Genomic DNA, 14,822 nt, shown 5'->3' on the forward strand with positions numbered 1-14,822 from the left:
CCGGAGCTGCTTCCTTTATGCGTTACGGTTGAGCCAGACCATATATTCAGCGACGCCCTGTGCCACCGTTTTAAATGGCTTATCGTAGCCAGCGGCACGCAGCTTAGTGAGATCCGCCTGGGTATAGGCCTGATAGCGGCCTTTAAGTTTTTCCGGGAACGGAATGTACTCAATCTGGCCTTTCTGATGGAACTTCAGCACCGCATCCGCCACTTCCTGGAAGGACTCAGCGCGGCCGGTACCGCAGTTATAGATGCCGGAAATGCCGTTCTCCCAGCACCACAGATTAACTGCTGCCACATCATCCACATGGATAAAATCACGTTTAAAACCGTCGCTGCCTTCGAACAGTTTTGGATTTTCATCGTTGCTGATTTGCGTATTGAGATGGAAGGCGACGCTTGCCATGCTGCCTTTGTGGCCTTCACGCGGTCCGTAGACGTTGAAATAGCGGAAACCGCACACCGGAGAATTGGCTTCCGGCAGCATCTGACGGACATAGTGATCGAACAGCATTTTCGAGTAGCCGTAAACGTTAAGCGGCTGCTCATACTGGCGTTCTTCGATAAAATTCTCGTTGCGGCCGCCGTAGGTGGCTGCTGAAGAGGCATAAAGGAACGGGATCTCGCGCTCAAGACAGAAGTGCAGCAGCTCTTTCGAGTACTGATAGTTATTCTCCATCATGTACTTGCCATCCCACTCGGTGGTGGCAGAGCAGGCACCCTGATGAAACACCGCTTCGATCGGGCCTAAATCATCGCCCGCTATCACGCTCATCAGGAACTCTTCTTTGTCCATGTAGTCGACGATATCCAGATCGACTAAGTTGGCAAACTTGGTGCCATCCTTCAGATTATCCACCACCAGAATGTCGGTGTGACCGCGATCGTTCAGCGCTTTGACGATGTTGCTGCCAATCATTCCTGCGCCGCCAGTTACGATAATCATGTTGTTACCTTCAACGTTGTGGGGTGAAACAGGAGGTTTCACACACGAATACTTCACATCATAACATTTCATCAGGGTGCAGACAGCCAGATGACTCTGTAACGATTTGTGCGGTATTCGCCAGGGCGTGAACTATCCTGCAAAAATGACATTCTGTTGGGTGATTTATCGTGGTGAAGCTGTCTCTTCAGTAAGATGTGCCAAATTTTTGCCATCTGAGGAGAGCAATAATGCCCGCGCAATTTTATCAACAACTTCGTCAGCAACTCGATACTGCACGTCAGGAAGGCCTGTTTAAACAGGAGCGGATTATCACCTCTGCCCAGCAGACGGAAATCGCGGTCGGCAGCGACCCGGCGGTGATTAACTTCTGTGCCAACAACTACCTGGGATTAGCCAACCATCCCGCACTGATTCAGGCGGCGAAAGAGGGTATGGACTCGCACGGATTTGGCATGGCCTCGGTGCGCTTCATCTGCGGTACTCAGGACAGCCACAAGCTGCTGGAAAAACGGCTGGCGGAATTTCTCGGTATGGAGGATGCGATCCTTTACTCCTCCTGTTTCGATGCCAATGGCGGCTTGTTTGAAACCCTGCTGGATGCCCAGGATGCCATTATTTCTGATGCCCTGAACCACGCCTCAATCATTGACGGCGTCCGGCTCTGCAAAGCGCAGCGCTATCGCTACGCCAATAACGATATGGCGCAGCTACGTGCACGTTTACAGGAGGCGCGTACTAACGGTGCCCGTCATATTCTGATTGCGACAGATGGCGTGTTCTCAATGGATGGCGTGATTGCTAACCTGCGGGCAATCTGCGACCTGGCCGATGAATTCTCGGCGCTGGTGATGGTGGATGATTCGCATGCGGTGGGCTTTGTCGGCAATGCCGGCCGCGGGACTCACGAATATTGCGAGGTAATGGGCCGTGTCGACATCATCACCGGCACGCTGGGCAAAGCGCTGGGCGGCGCGTCAGGCGGCTACACCGCGGCGAAAGCGGAAGTGGTGGAGTGGCTGCGTCAGCGTTCGCGGCCTTATCTCTTTTCCAACTCGCTGGCACCGGCAATTGTTGCTGCGTCACTGAGGGTACTTGATCTGTTAAGTGAAGGCGACGGGCTGCGTCAGCGGTTGTGGGACAACGCCCGCTTCTTCCGTGAGCAGATGAGCGCGGCGGGCTTTACGCTGGCCGGTGCCGACCACGCCATTATTCCGGTGATGCTGGGTGAAGCCAGCGTGGCACAGGAGTTTGCCCGCCTGCTGCAACAGGAAGGCATCTATGTCACCGGCTTCTTCTATCCGGTGGTACCCAAAGGCCAGGCGCGTATCCGCACCCAGATTTCTGCGGCGCACAGCCAGCAGCAGCTCGAACGCGCAGTGGCGGCGTTTACCCGTATCGGCAAACAACTGGGCGTCATCGCCTGAGGAATCAACCATGAAAGCACTCGCCAAACTCAAACCAGAAGCGGGCATCTGGATGGTGACCGACGCGCCCATTCCTGAGCCGGGCCATAACGACCTGCTGATAAAGATCCGCAAAACGGCTATCTGCGGCACTGACGTGCATATCTACAACTGGGACGACTGGTCGCGTAAAACCATTCCGGTGCCGATGATTGTGGGTCATGAGTATGTCGGTGAAGTGGTCGCGATCGGGCAGGAAGTTAAAGGCTTTACGGTGGGTGATCGGGTGTCAGGCGAAGGCCACATCACCTGTGGTCACTGCCGTAACTGCCGCGCCGGACGGACTCATCTTTGCCGCAATACCGTCGGCGTGGGCGTTAACCGTCAGGGCTGTTTTGCTGAATATCTGGTCATCCCGGCATTTAACGCGTTCAAAATTCCTGACAACATTTCCGATGAGCTGGCGGCGATTTTTGATCCGTTCGGCAATGCGGTACATACCGCGTTGTCGTTTGACCTGGTCGGCGAAGATGTACTGATCTCCGGTGCCGGCCCGATCGGCATTATGGCGGCGGCGGTCTGTCGTCATGTTGGCGCGCGCAATGTGGTGATTACCGACATCAATGAATACCGGCTGTCGCTGGCGCAAAAAATGGGCGTCACCCGGGCAGTGAACGTGGCGAAAGAGGATCTGCGTGAGGTGATGCAGTCGCTGGGGATGACCGAAGGATTTGATGTCGGACTGGAGATGTCAGGCGCACCGCCTGCTTTCCGCTCGCTGCTGGAGGTGATGAACCACGGCGGACGCATCGCGCTGCTGGGTATCCCTCCGGGTGAAATGGCCATCGACTGGAATCTGGTGATCTTTAAGGGGCTGTTCATTAAGGGGATCTATGGCCGTGAGATGTTTGAGACCTGGTATAAAATGGCGGCGCTGATTCAGTCCGGCCTCGACTTAACGCCGATTATTACCCATCGCTATGGGATTGATGATTTTCAGCAGGGCTTTGATGAAATGCGTTCCGGGCGTTCAGGAAAAGTGATCCTGAACTGGGATTAAAAAAACGGCCGCCGTGTTGCGGCCGCGTTGTTATGCCTGCTTTTTCTCTTCGTCGGTCAGGTAGCGCACCTTACGGGTGTAATCCTGACCTTTGAACGTCAGCGGCTGACGGGGATCACGAAGGTATTTTTGCCATTCCGACAGCGGAAAGCCGCCATGCGCGCCGACCACTTCCGCCGGGATCACGGCGGACTGGCCGCCCATTTTCTTCGAAACCGGCCAGTTGGCCCATTCACCCAGATTCACGGTTTTAAGATCCAGCATGTCCAGCAACACCGCCAGCGGCAGCTGGTCAGTGGGCGGCTGGCTGTCATTCATTAAGTTCCAGGTGTCATTGAACAGGGTCAGCCACAGAGGAGAAATACGCTGCCAGACTGCACGCGTTGCCGCCAGATAAGCGCCATTGACGTGGTCGACCAGGTAAGGTCGGATGCTGGGCAGGTAATAAGCCGGGATCGCTTCTTCAGGCGCGCCTTCCAGCTTGGCAATCATTTTTCCCTGGCGGAAGCTGGAGTAGAGATGGCCTGGCCTCATCCGGATGTCAGGCATCTTAAGCAGGTTGAGGTCAGAATCGATCATCAGAATACCGTCGCCTCTGGCCTGCAGCGGCGCCTGCAGCTTGATTAACCGGCTGCGATAGATCTGCTTATAGCGATAGTTTTCTTCGCGATGCGGCACTTCCAGCGTGGCAATCCGGGTTTTCGCAGGCAGCTCGCCAAAGGCGGCGGCGGGCTGATCGCTGACGATCACAATCTCTTCCGCCTGGGTCGCAAAGCGCGCGGCAAACGAGGCGCTCAGCTTCGCTTCTTCGATGTAATCCGCGCCGGTGCAGGGGATCACTACCGAGGTGACCGTGACATCACCCTGAACGCCCGCCTGATCGTAGGGCAGATTATGGCGCGCCCGGATATGGCGATAGCGAGGATTTAAAAAATTAAACATGGGGTTTTTCTCTGACGACGCTCTGGAGAATAGTCTCGACGCCGCTGACATAGGTTTCAATAGCGTATTGTTCACGCACGCGCTTGCCTGCCGCATTGATCAGTCGCTGACGTAAATCCGCATCCTGCCACAGCGCCGTAAGATGCTGGGTCAGTTGCACCACATTGCCGTAATCAAACAGCAACCCGGTTTCATCATGACTGATCAATTCGGCAGTGCCGACCACGCGTGAACCGACCACGGCGGTGTTCACCAGCATCGCTTCCAGCACCACGCGGGGCAGGCCTTCGCTGCGCGACGCCAGGATAAAAGTATCGAGGGCGGTGAGATAATCCAGCGCGTTATTCTGAAAACCGGTAAACACTACATGGTGCTGAATATTTTCCGCCGTCGCCAGCTGCAACAGCTGCTGGAGTTCGGGACCGGCGCCAACAATCATCATTTTCCAGTCAGCGTCCGGATGAGCGCGTTTGAAACGTCCCAGCGCCTGCAGGATATGATGATTAGATTTACGTAATATCAGCGAGCCAATCGAGCCAAACACAAAGGTGTTGGGCGCCAGTTTAAAGCGCTGACGCACTTCAAGGCGGTCGGGCAGCGGCTGGTGAATATCGATGGCGTTGCTGACGGTAAAACAGCGAGCCGCATTGACGCCGTGCTTGCGTAACGTGGCGTTCACACCCTCAGATACCGCGATCACCGCCTGACAATCCTGATTTACCATGCTGACCAGTCGCGGCTCCAGTAGCGGATCGATACGGCAGTGCTGCACCACGGCGACATTCAGACCACGTGCTGCCAGATAGCCTTCAACGTTGGTGCTGGGCTGGTTGTTCATGTAAAGAATGTCGTAATTACCCAGCTGTAGCAGCGAATTGATTTTGCTGGCGTTGGGGATGACGCGCCAGCGCTCATCAACCAGGTCGATAGCACGCTTCTTGAATTTTTTATTAAAAAACAGCAGGGCGCGCATCACTTCTTTGACGACTTTAGCCCAGCGCGGTTGTTTAATCTGCGGAATGAAAAATACCGGAATATCCAGGGCCAGCAACGCGGACTCAATGGTTTCGTCGTTGCCACGGCTGTAGTTGTGGTAAAAGCAGCAGGTGATATCGAATTTCTGACGATCAATACGCTTCAGCAGCTCCAGCATACTGTTGGTGCCGCCACCCCATTCTCTGCCGTTATCCAGCAGCAGAATTTTTTGTTTATTAATCGTCATCCGTCTCAATATTCCACACAGCAGCTCATGGCCCGACCCGGGATTATAGTAATTTCTGCATAGAATTGAACGCTAAGCTGCAGACTTAGCATTCATCGCACATTCAGAACAGACTTTTTACCTGCTTAAACAACGGACTCCGGGCCACGCTTTCGCTGACGACATTCAGTGCATGAATCGCCGGGACCGGCGTCAGCGGCTGCTTTGGCTTACACAGCCCAGGCGGCTGGAAGCGCGGTGTGGTGGGCTTTTGCGGCGTGACTGGCGTGCGAGAGCCGTTATGCAACGGTTCGTTCAGCAACTGGCTGGGCCGGACTAAGGTAATCTCCGCTGGCAGCGTCGGTAACATCTGTTGCAGCACGCGTACCGTGTTGGGATGCGGATGACCAATCGCGATGGCGTATCCATCACGCTGCGCCAGTCTCACCGCACGGCTGAACTGCTGACGAATGGCGTTAATATCCTGGCTGTCATCAAGAAACACTCTGCGTTTCAGCACTTTGACCTGGGTCCCCACTGCGGCCGGGACAGCCTGACTGTTAGCAATCGTCATGCTATCGAGGAAGTAGAGGTTGTAGTGGTTAAGCGCCTGCATCACCTTCTGCATGCCGGGCAGGCTGGAAGTCATTCTGCTGCCCATATGGTTATTGAGACCCACCGCATAAGGCACGTTGTTAACCGCATTGCGCATGATGCGCGCCACCTCTTCGCTGCTCATCTCCGGCGTTAAGGTATCTTTCTCCAGCGGCTGCTTGCTGAGCGGCGCCATCGGCAGATGGATCAGCACTTCATGCCCCATCTGATGCGCTTTGCTGGCCATTTCATGCGCGTGCGGCGCATTGGGCAGCACGGCAACCGAAATCGCCTGTGGCATCTGCAGAACCTTATTTTCTTCGGTCGGGCGATAGCCGACATCATCAATCACAATCGCGAGTTTGCCCGCGTGGGCAGCGTAGCTGAGCAGCAGGCTACTCAGCAGTACGGAGATTTTTCGAAGTTGCAGCAAAACTTATTTTCCTAACCACGGCAGTGGGTTGACGGCCTGGCCCTGACGTCGGATTTCAAAATAGAGCGATGGGGTGCCACGGCCACCGCTGGTGCCGACCAGCGCGATCGGCTGACCGGCTTTCACCTGGGCACCTACCGTGACCAGCGCACTCTGGTTATAGCCATACAGACTCATATCGCCTTTACCATGCTCCAGTACCACCACCAGACCATAGCCCTGCAACCAGTCGGCCATCAGCACGCGACCGTCGGCGATGGCTTTCACCTCGGTGCCTTCCCGCGCATCAATCACCAGCCCTTTCCAGCGCAGTTCACCCTGTAACTGTTCGCCAAAGCGATGTTCGATACGCCCGCGTACCGGCCACAAGGCCTGGCCGCCGGCGCGACCTAAGCCGCCAGTCCGGGCGACCAGTTCACGTTCACTCTGGGTGGGCTGATAACGCGAGCCTTTGGCTTTCGCCTGCGCCTGGCGCTGACGGACTTTTTCCGCCTCACGCGCTTCGCGGGCGGCACGTTCGCGTGCTTCACGTTCTGCCCGGGCGATTTTGTCCTGCAGGCGGGTTTCGTTCTGGCGCATCTCCACCAGATCGGCCTGATCTTTTTCCAGTGCGCTTTCCAGAGAAGTCAGGGTTTTCTTACGTGCTGCGCTCGCCTGCTGCAGTTTCTGCTGCTGGCTTTGCTGCTGGGTCAGCAGGCTCTTCTGCTGCTGCTGTTTCTGCTCCAGCGAGGCACGCTGCTGATTCAAATCCTGCCGTGTCTGCTGTAGTGCCTCAATGCTTTGCTGGCGCGCGGCATTCAGGTAACCAAAATAGGCCAGGATGCGCTCGCTGCGCTGGCTCTCTTCGCCACCGAGCAGCAGTTGCAGGCCATTATGCTGACCCTGGCGAAATGCAGCATCGAGCTGTTGCGAAAGCAGCTTTTCCTGTTGTCCCTGCTGTTTTTCAAGCCGGGCGATCGAGGCGGCGAGCTGGGTGATTTCATTATTCAGGGCTGTCAGGCTATTGCGGGTTTCACGCAGCTGACGACTGGCCTGAGCGATAATTTTTTCCTGGCTCTGTAACTGATCCAGCAGCTTGCTGCGCTGCAGCTTTTGCGCTTTGACGCTTTTTTCTTTTTCGGCGATGTTTTGCTGAATAGACTGCAGCTGAGATTTGCTGTCATCTGCACTCTGCGCAGCGGCTGGCAATAACAGTACGCCCGCACAAAGCAGGCTAAGGGAGAGACTGGACAGATGTGTGGACAACGGCAGGTTATGGCCGTTGCGACGGGTCCTTGTGTGCGAAACGGTTGTTTTTCCCTTCATAGGCCAATGATTATTCCACGATGAACCGCCGCTTACCAGCAAACCGCACCGGCATTTGCTTTTCCAGTTATGTCCGGTTTTTTCAGGACACCGCCTAAGCGTTACGTCATTTTTGCGCTTTCGCCAGATTTTTTTGGAAAATGACACTCAAATTGCCACTCTCGCCGCTTAGCATCTGTACATGAGAGGTGGCGCAGGTATACTCAGAACCCTTGTTTTAGCTTATTAGCCCGGTCTGGAGTCGTTACCCCTCATGCAAGAAATTATGCAGTTTGCAAGCAATCACCCCATCCTCAGTCTGGCGTGGGTCGCTTTACTCATTCTGGTGATTGTGACTACCGTTAAAGGAATGTTCTCTAAGGTAAAAACCATCAGCCGCGGTGAAGCAACCCGCCTGATTAACAAAGAGGACGCGGTAGTTGTAGACGTGCGTTCGCGCGACGATTTTCGCAGAGGGCATATCTCTGGTGCGCTGAATGTGGCAGCCGCAGAGATTAAAAAGGCAACTTAGGCGAGCTGGAAAAGCATAAAGCGCAGCCCATCATTGTGGTATGTGCGACCGGACAAAGCGCGGCCGATCCTGCTGCCCATCTGAGTGCCGCTGGCTTCACTCAGGTTTCGGTGCTGAAAGACGGCATCAGCGGCTGGAGCGGTGAAAATCTGCCGTTAATTCGCGGTAAATAATCTTACTGAGGTGCTAATCATGGCAAATGTTGAGATGTACACCAAAGCAACCTGTCCTTACTGCCACCGGGCAAAGGCGCTGTTGACGCAAAAAGGCGTTTCGTTCCAGGAGATCCCCATCGATGGCGACATGGCGAAACGTGAAGAGATGATCAAGCGCAGCGGCCGCACGACCGTGCCTCAGATTTTCATTGATGCGCAGCACATTGGCGGCTGCAATGACTTATTCGCACTCGATAATCGCGAAGGTTTAGATCCCTTACTGCAGGCGTAAGTTTACGCCGGATATTCTCACTTATAGGACCTGGTCACATGTCAGAACACAACACTAACGAAATGCAATTCCAGATTCAGCGCGTCTACACCAAAGATATCTCGTTTGAAGCGCCTAACGCGCCGCAGGTTTTCCAGAAAGAGTGGGAGCCGGACGTCAAACTGGATCTGGATACTGCATCTTCTCAACTGGCTGACGAAGTCTATGAAGTCGTGCTGCGTGTGACTGTAACCGCGACCGTGGGTGAAGAGACCGCTTTCCTGTGTGAAGTTCAGCAGGCCGGTATTTTCACCATCAGCGGTATCGAAGGCACGCAGATGGCACATTGCCTGGGCGCTTACTGCCCGAACATTCTGTTCCCGTATGCACGTGAATGCATTACCAGCCTGGTTTCTCGTGGTACTTTCCCGCAGCTGAACCTGGCGCCGGTTAACTTTGATGCGCTGTTTATGAACTACCTGCAGCAGCAGCAAGGTGAAGAAGGCGCTGAACCACATCAGGATGCCTGATGACTACTCACGCTTCGATTAGCGTCATCGGTGCCGGCTCGTACGGCACCGCTTTGGCGATTACCCTGGCCCGTAACGGCCATCCGGTGCTGCTGTGGGGACATAACCCGGCGCATCTGGCGCAACTTGAGTCTGACCGTTGTAACACCGCTTTCCTGCCCGACGTGCCGTTCCCCGACAATCTCTCCCTTGAACCTGACCTGGCAAAAGCCATTGCGGCCAGCCGCGATCTGTTGATTGTGGTGCCGAGTCACGTCTTTGGTGATGTGCTGCAACAGATTAAGCCGGAATTACGTGCGGATTCGCGCATTGTCTGGGCCACCAAAGGGCTGGAAAAAGAGACCGGACGCCTGCTGCAGGATGTGGCACGAGAGATCGTTGGCGAGTCGATTCCGCTGGCGGTGATCTCCGGCCCGACCTTCGCGAAAGAGCTGGCGGCAGGTTTGCCTACCGCGATTGCACTGGCCGCCACCGATGCGCAGTTTGCTGACGACCTGCAGCAGAAGTTGCACTGTGGCAAAAGTTTCCGCGTCTACAACAACCCTGACTTTATCGGCGTACAGCTGGGCGGGGCAGTGAAAAACGTCATTGCCATCGGTGCCGGTATCTCCGATGGCATAGGGTTTGGCGCTAATGCGCGTACCGCATTAATTACCCGCGGTCTGGCAGAGATGAGCCGCTTAGGCGCTGCACTGGGGGCCGATCCCACCACCTTTATGGGCATGGCGGGTCTGGGCGATCTGGTGCTGACCTGTACCGATAATCAGTCACGCAACCGTCGTTTTGGCATGATGCTGGGACAAGGCGAGGATGTAGATAGCGCACAACGCATTATCGGACAAGTTGTAGAAGGCTACCGAAACACTAAAGAAGTCAAAGCATTAGCTGCACGAGTTGGCGTGGAAATGCCCATTACCGAGCAGATTTATCAGGTGCTGTATTGCGAAAAACCCGCGCGGGATGCAGCATTAAGCCTGCTGGGGCGGACAAGGAAGGACGAAAACAGCAATAGCTAAAGCAGGAAGCGTAGCGTCATCACCTGTAGCGCCCATTCAGGCGCTTTTTTTATCGGGAGAAAACAGCAATGTCGTCTGATGAGTTAGAACTGGTCTGGAATAATATTAAAGCTGAAGCGCGAGCCCTGGCTGATTGTGAGCCGATGCTGGCCAGCTTTTACCACGCGACATTGCTTAAGCATGAGAATCTCGGTAGTGCGTTGAGTTATATGCTGGCCAACAAGCTGGCTAACCCGATTATGCCCGCTATCGCCATCCGGGAAATTATTGAAGAAGCCTATCGTCAGGACCCTTCAATGATCCTCTCCGCTGCCTGTGATATTCAGGCAGTGCGTCAGCGCGATCCGGCCGTCGATAAATACTCGACGCCACTGCTCTATCTTAAGGGCTTCCATGCCCTGCAGGCGTATCGTATCGGCCACTGGCTATGGAACGAAGGGCGTCGGGCGCTGGCAGTCTATCTGCAGAATGAAATTTCTGTCTCGTTTGCGGTCGATATTCATCCCGCGGCCAATATTGGTCACGGCATCATGCTCGACCATGCGACCGGCATTGTGATTGGTGAAACCGCGGTGGTTGAGAATGATGTCTCGATCCTGCAGTCGGTGACGCTCGGCGGAACTGGCAAAACCAGCGGCGATCGCCATCCAAAAATCCGTGAAGGGGTGATGATTGGTGCCGGGGCAAAAATTCTCGGCAACATTGAAGTCGGACGCGGCGCGAAAATCGGTGCCGGTTCGGTGGTATTGCAGCCTGTGCCACCGCACACCACTGCCGCCGGCGTGCCTGCACGCATCGTCGGTAAGCCAGGCAGTGATAAGCCATCAATGGACATGGATCAGCATTTTAATGGCAGCCTGGCGGGCTTTCAGTTTGGCGACGGCATCTAATCTTTAATCAGTGCGCCAGCGTAACCCAGCTGGCGCCACGCTTCATACACCACCACCGAGACTGCATTCGACAGATTCATGCTGCGGCTTTCGGCCTGCATCGGTATACGAATCTTCTGCTGCGCTGGCAAGGCCTGCAAAATCTCAGCTGGCAGCCCGCGGCTTTCCGGACCAAACAGTAAATAATCCCCGGCCTGATACTGCACTGCGCTGTGCGCGGGCGTGCCTTTGGTGGTCAGCGCAAACAGGCGCGCAGGTGACTCTGCTGTCAGAAATGCCTGATAGTCAGCATGGAATTTGATAGCGGTAAATTCGTGGTAATCCAGACCCGCGCGCCGTAAGCGCTTATCATCCCAGGCAAAGCCGAGCGGCTCAATCAGGTGAAGCTGAAAGCCGGTATTGGCACACAGACGAATGATATTGCCGGTATTCGGCGGGATTTCAGGTTCAAACAACACAATGTTAAGCATAAGGCCCCCGATAACGAGGGCCGAAGCATAGCAAATTATTGTCGTCCGGAGGAGTAGAGCGGTAACCAGATCGTCAGGCGCAGACCGCCAAGCGGGCTATCGTCGGCTTTGACCCAGCCACGATGTTGCTGCACTGCCGTTTCGACGATCGCCAGACCCAGGCCGGTGCCACCTGATTCACGATCGCGCGCTTCATCCGTGCGGTAAAACGGCCGGAAAATCTGTTCGCGATCTTCCGGCTGACGCCAGGTCCATCATCATCGACATGCACCGTGATGCCGGAGATATCGACTGAGAAGCTGACGCTGATGTGGTTGTGCGAATAGCGCAGCGCATTGCGCACGATATTCTCCAGCGCACTCTCCAGTGCGTGCGGGTTGCCGTAGAGCGGCCACGGACCGGGTGGATAAGGAATGTCCATCTTCTTGCCCATCTGTTCGGCTTCGAAGCGGGCATCTTCCAGCACCCCATTCCACAGCTGATTGGCCTTCATCGCCTCGCTGACCAGCGCATTCTTATGCTGAGTACGTGACAGCACCAGCAGGTCGTTGATCATGCCATCCAGACGCTGCGCTTCCATCTCAATGCGCTCCAGCTCTTTGCCTTCGCCCTGACGACGACGCAACAGCGCTGTCGCCAGCTGCAGGCGGGTAAGCGGGGTGCGAAGTTCATGGCTGATATCTGACAGCAGGCGTTGCTGACCGGTCATCATTCGCTCCAGCGCACTCACCATCTGATTAAAGCTGGAGCCAGCGGCCAGAAATTCCTGCGGGCCTGATTCCAGTTCCGGATGCTGACGCAGGTTACCGCTGGCCACTTCATCGGCGGCGTATTTCAGCTTACGTGCCGGACGCGCCAGGCTCCATGCCAGCCACAACAGCAGCGGCGAGCTAATCAGCATCGTCACGATCAGCAGCAGTAAGGGACGGTCAAACAACAGGTTGACGAAATCGAGCTGGGAACTGTTGGCCGGGCGGATCATGTAGAGCTGGTAGTTATCTTCGCCATCCCGCACTGCAAACGGCCCGACCAGTTCAACCCGACCATATTTCTTCTTCTGCGGATGATCCGCATTATCGGACTGGCCGATAAAATTGCGGATAACCTGCATTTCATTATGTTGCGCGCCGATCACCCGGCCTTCGCTGGTCACTAACAGCAGCCGCTGACCCGGCGGTGCCCATTTTTCTACCGCACGAAATAAGCGGCGCCACCACATCAGATCGTTAGGGGGATCCTGTGACAGTTCAGCTTCAACATGCTGCTCGATCATCGTACCCTGCCGCTGTTCACTTTCCAGCAGAGAGGTCATCTGTCGTGAATCGAGTTTGGGCACCATCAGCACCAGCATCAGCACCAGCGCCAGGGTTAACCAGAAGATGGCGAAAATGCGGGTGGTCAGACTGCCAATCATGATGCCGAGACCATCAGGTAGCCTCGTCCACGTAAGGTTTTGAACCAGGGATGGCCATCACGACGTTCAGGCAGTTTACGGCGCAGGTTGGAGATGTGCATGTCAATCGCCCGGTCAAACGGCGTCAGGCGCTTGCCCAACACTTCCTGGCTCAGATGTTCACGCGACACCACCTGACCCAGGTGCTGTGCCAGCAGATAGAGTAGAGTGAATTCGGTGCCGGTGAGATCCAGCGTCACATCATCAAAGCTGGCTTCCTGGCGACCGGGATTAAGGCGCAGGCAATCGACCTCCAGCGTGGGTGAGCTGTTGTCGTGCTGCTGCTGCTGCTCACTCCAGTTGGAGCGGCGCAAAATGGCACGGATACGGGCCACCAGTTCGCGATCGTTAAACGGCTTAGGCAGATAGTCATCGGCGCCCAGTTCGAGGCCCAGAACGCGATCCAACTCGCTGCCGCGTGCAGTCAGCATGATGACCGGTGTCTGATGTTGCTGTCGTAGTTCTTTCAGGGTGTCGATGCCGTTCTTTTTCGGCATCATGACATCCAGTAAAAGCAGGTCAATTGAGTTATCGAGCAGGCTCAGCGCTTGTTCACCGTCGCTGGCTACCACCACTTCAAACCCTTCCATTTCTAACAGTTCTTTTAAAAGCGAAGTTAATTCGCGGTCATCATCTACCAACAGGATTTTATTCATTTTTGTAGCCCTCCGCAGGCAAAATAGCGTGTTCCTGGCGCACCCATCCATCGCTTTACGTAGTTTTACACCCCCTGACGGATGTTTGCAGCTATCGCCGTACACTGGCTCTCGTTGAATCGCAAAACGGAACGAACTGGAGTAAACGATGCGCACATTAACCGCCGTCGTCCTTGCCTCAGCGATGGCTCTTAGTCTCGCCAGCGCAGGTGCTAAAGATACGACGACGATTGACGAGATGCATCATGGCGGATTACCGACAGGCAGTATGACGCAAAATCCGCAAAGCCACATGTTCGAGGGCATCGAGTTGACCGAACAGCAGCGTCAACAGATGCGTGACCTGATGCAACAGGCCCGACACGAACGTCCGGCGGTCCGTCTTGATGATATCGCCGCTCTGCATGAGTTAGTGACTGCAGACACATTTAACGAAACGGCCATCCGCGAGAAGGCGGAAAACATCGCCAGAGTTCAGGTTGAACAACAGGTCGAGATGGCGCGTGTACAGAATCAAATGTTTCATCTGCTCACGCCAGCCCAGCAGGCGACGTTGCAGAAGAATTACCAGCAGCGACTCAACGAGTTGCGCCACTTATCAAATTTGCAGTCAGCATCATCGCTGCAAGCAGTGAGTAGTACCAGCAGTAACCAGTAACATAGTATCCCTGTTTTCCTTGCCATAGACACCATCCCTGTCTTCCCCCGCATGATGCGGGGGTTTTTTTTATCCGGGATTAACGTCGCCTTCTTGTGAATCATAGACTTAAAAAATTATGAAGCGATATTAAGCTTTATGAAGTCATCGGAGTGTGGGCGCTAGATGAACACCAGGGCGTCAGTTGCTTTCTGAAGGATTGAACAAGACTCCGCAGATGCGGGTTTTTTATCTTTTTTTAAGTTTTTTGGTTTTGATAATAATCATCACTCCGCAATAAACCTGTCATTTTGTTAGCGCTTACCCATTCTTTCTTGCCGAAC

Annotated in this window: 14 protein-coding genes and 2 pseudogenes; 8 read left to right on the forward strand and 8 right to left on the reverse strand. The window is 54.9% G+C overall.

Translation table 11 applies throughout. From position 1 onward, the window contains the following. Window positions 1-15: 15 nt before the first annotated feature. Complete coding sequence (gene rfaD / locus HA41_RS05410) at window positions 16-948, reverse strand: ADP-glyceromanno-heptose 6-epimerase (RefSeq protein WP_094119911.1); 933 nt, start codon at window positions 946-948, stop codon at window positions 16-18. Window positions 949-1,178: 230 nt separating this feature from the next. Here rfaD and HA41_RS05415 point away from each other — a divergent pair, with 230 nt between their 5' ends. Together HA41_RS05415 and tdh are read left to right on the forward strand one after the other, a co-directional pair. After that, window positions 1,179-2,375 (forward strand): glycine C-acetyltransferase, encoded by a 1,197-nt coding sequence (locus HA41_RS05415; RefSeq protein WP_094119912.1) that lies wholly within the window; start codon window positions 1,179-1,181, stop codon window positions 2,373-2,375. Between the two features lie 10 nt (window positions 2,376-2,385). Then, entirely contained in the window at window positions 2,386-3,414 is a 1,029-nt protein-coding gene (tdh, locus tag HA41_RS05420) for an L-threonine 3-dehydrogenase (protein WP_094119913.1), read from the forward strand. Between the two features lie 30 nt (window positions 3,415-3,444). Here the strand turns inward: tdh and HA41_RS05425 are convergent, their stop codons facing one another. From HA41_RS05425 to envC, 4 genes are all read right to left on the reverse strand, one after another. Continuing rightward, window positions 3,445-4,356 carry a hypothetical protein gene (locus tag HA41_RS05425; RefSeq protein ID WP_094119914.1) on the reverse strand — a complete coding sequence of 304 codons (912 nt, stop codon included), beginning with the start codon at window positions 4,354-4,356 and terminating at the stop codon, window positions 3,445-3,447. Then, window positions 4,349-5,578 carry a glycosyltransferase gene (locus tag HA41_RS05430; protein WP_094119915.1) on the reverse strand — a complete coding sequence of 410 codons (1,230 nt, stop codon included), beginning with the start codon at window positions 5,576-5,578 and terminating at the stop codon, window positions 4,349-4,351. Before HA41_RS05430 ends, HA41_RS05425 begins: the two co-directional genes overlap by 8 nt. Before the next feature lie 103 nt (window positions 5,579-5,681). Next, complete coding sequence (locus HA41_RS05435; RefSeq protein ID WP_094119916.1) at window positions 5,682-6,584, reverse strand: divergent polysaccharide deacetylase family protein; 903 nt, start codon at window positions 6,582-6,584, stop codon at window positions 5,682-5,684. Window positions 6,585-6,587: 3 nt separating this feature from the next. Continuing rightward, on the reverse strand, window positions 6,588-7,889 hold the full coding sequence (gene envC, locus HA41_RS05440; RefSeq protein ID WP_094119917.1) for a murein hydrolase activator EnvC: 1,302 nt from the start codon (window positions 7,887-7,889) through the stop codon (window positions 6,588-6,590). A gap of 253 nt (window positions 7,890-8,142) precedes the next feature. Between envC and HA41_RS05445 the strand changes: the two are divergent. The 5 genes and pseudogenes from HA41_RS05445 to cysE all read left to right on the forward strand — a co-directional run bounded on the left by HA41_RS05445 (window position 8,143) and on the right by cysE (window position 11,262). Further along, window positions 8,143-8,573: pseudogene (locus tag HA41_RS05445) on the forward strand (rhodanese-like domain-containing protein). Between the two features lie 19 nt (window positions 8,574-8,592). Then, window positions 8,593-8,847 carry a glutaredoxin 3 gene (gene grxC / locus HA41_RS05450; protein WP_094119918.1) on the forward strand — a complete coding sequence of 85 codons (255 nt, stop codon included), beginning with the start codon at window positions 8,593-8,595 and terminating at the stop codon, window positions 8,845-8,847. 38 nt (window positions 8,848-8,885) lie between these two features. After that, window positions 8,886-9,356, forward strand: a complete 471-nt coding sequence (gene secB, locus HA41_RS05455) for a protein-export chaperone SecB (protein WP_031375597.1) — start codon at window positions 8,886-8,888, stop codon at window positions 9,354-9,356. Further along, complete coding sequence (gpsA, locus tag HA41_RS05460) at window positions 9,356-10,372, forward strand: NAD(P)H-dependent glycerol-3-phosphate dehydrogenase (protein WP_208612745.1); 1,017 nt, start codon at window positions 9,356-9,358, stop codon at window positions 10,370-10,372. The genes secB and gpsA overlap by 1 nt, the downstream gene beginning before the upstream one ends. A 68-nt stretch (window positions 10,373-10,440) precedes the next feature. Beyond that, complete coding sequence (cysE, locus tag HA41_RS05465; protein WP_094119920.1) at window positions 10,441-11,262, forward strand: serine O-acetyltransferase; 822 nt, start codon at window positions 10,441-10,443, stop codon at window positions 11,260-11,262. On the opposite strand, the gene trmL is transcribed toward cysE, so the two are convergent. From trmL to cpxR, 3 genes and pseudogenes are all read right to left on the reverse strand, one after another. After that, entirely contained in the window at window positions 11,259-11,732 is a 474-nt protein-coding gene (gene trmL, locus HA41_RS05470; protein ID WP_094119921.1) for a tRNA (uridine(34)/cytosine(34)/5-carboxymethylaminomethyluridine(34)-2'-O)-methyltransferase TrmL, read from the reverse strand. The two genes, cysE and trmL, sit on opposite strands and share 4 nt — an antisense overlap. A gap of 113 nt (window positions 11,733-11,845) precedes the next feature. Further along, window positions 11,846-13,146 (reverse strand): annotated as a pseudogene (cpxA, locus tag HA41_RS05475) (envelope stress sensor histidine kinase CpxA); the annotation flags it as partial. Continuing rightward, window positions 13,143-13,841: an envelope stress response regulator transcription factor CpxR gene (gene cpxR, locus HA41_RS05480; RefSeq protein WP_094119922.1), complete on the reverse strand. Its 699-nt coding sequence runs from the start codon at window positions 13,839-13,841 to the stop codon at window positions 13,143-13,145. The gene cpxR and the pseudogene cpxA, both read right to left, overlap by 4 nt. A gap of 148 nt (window positions 13,842-13,989) precedes the next feature. Here cpxR and cpxP point away from each other — a divergent pair, with 148 nt between their 5' ends. Continuing rightward, window positions 13,990-14,499 carry a cell-envelope stress modulator CpxP gene (gene cpxP / locus HA41_RS05485; RefSeq protein WP_094119923.1) on the forward strand — a complete coding sequence of 170 codons (510 nt, stop codon included), beginning with the start codon at window positions 13,990-13,992 and terminating at the stop codon, window positions 14,497-14,499. Window positions 14,500-14,822: the final 323 nt, after the last annotated feature.

The organism is Pantoea conspicua (assembly GCF_002095315.1).
GTDB classification, from domain to species: domain Bacteria; phylum Pseudomonadota; class Gammaproteobacteria; order Enterobacterales; family Enterobacteriaceae; genus Pantoea; species Pantoea conspicua.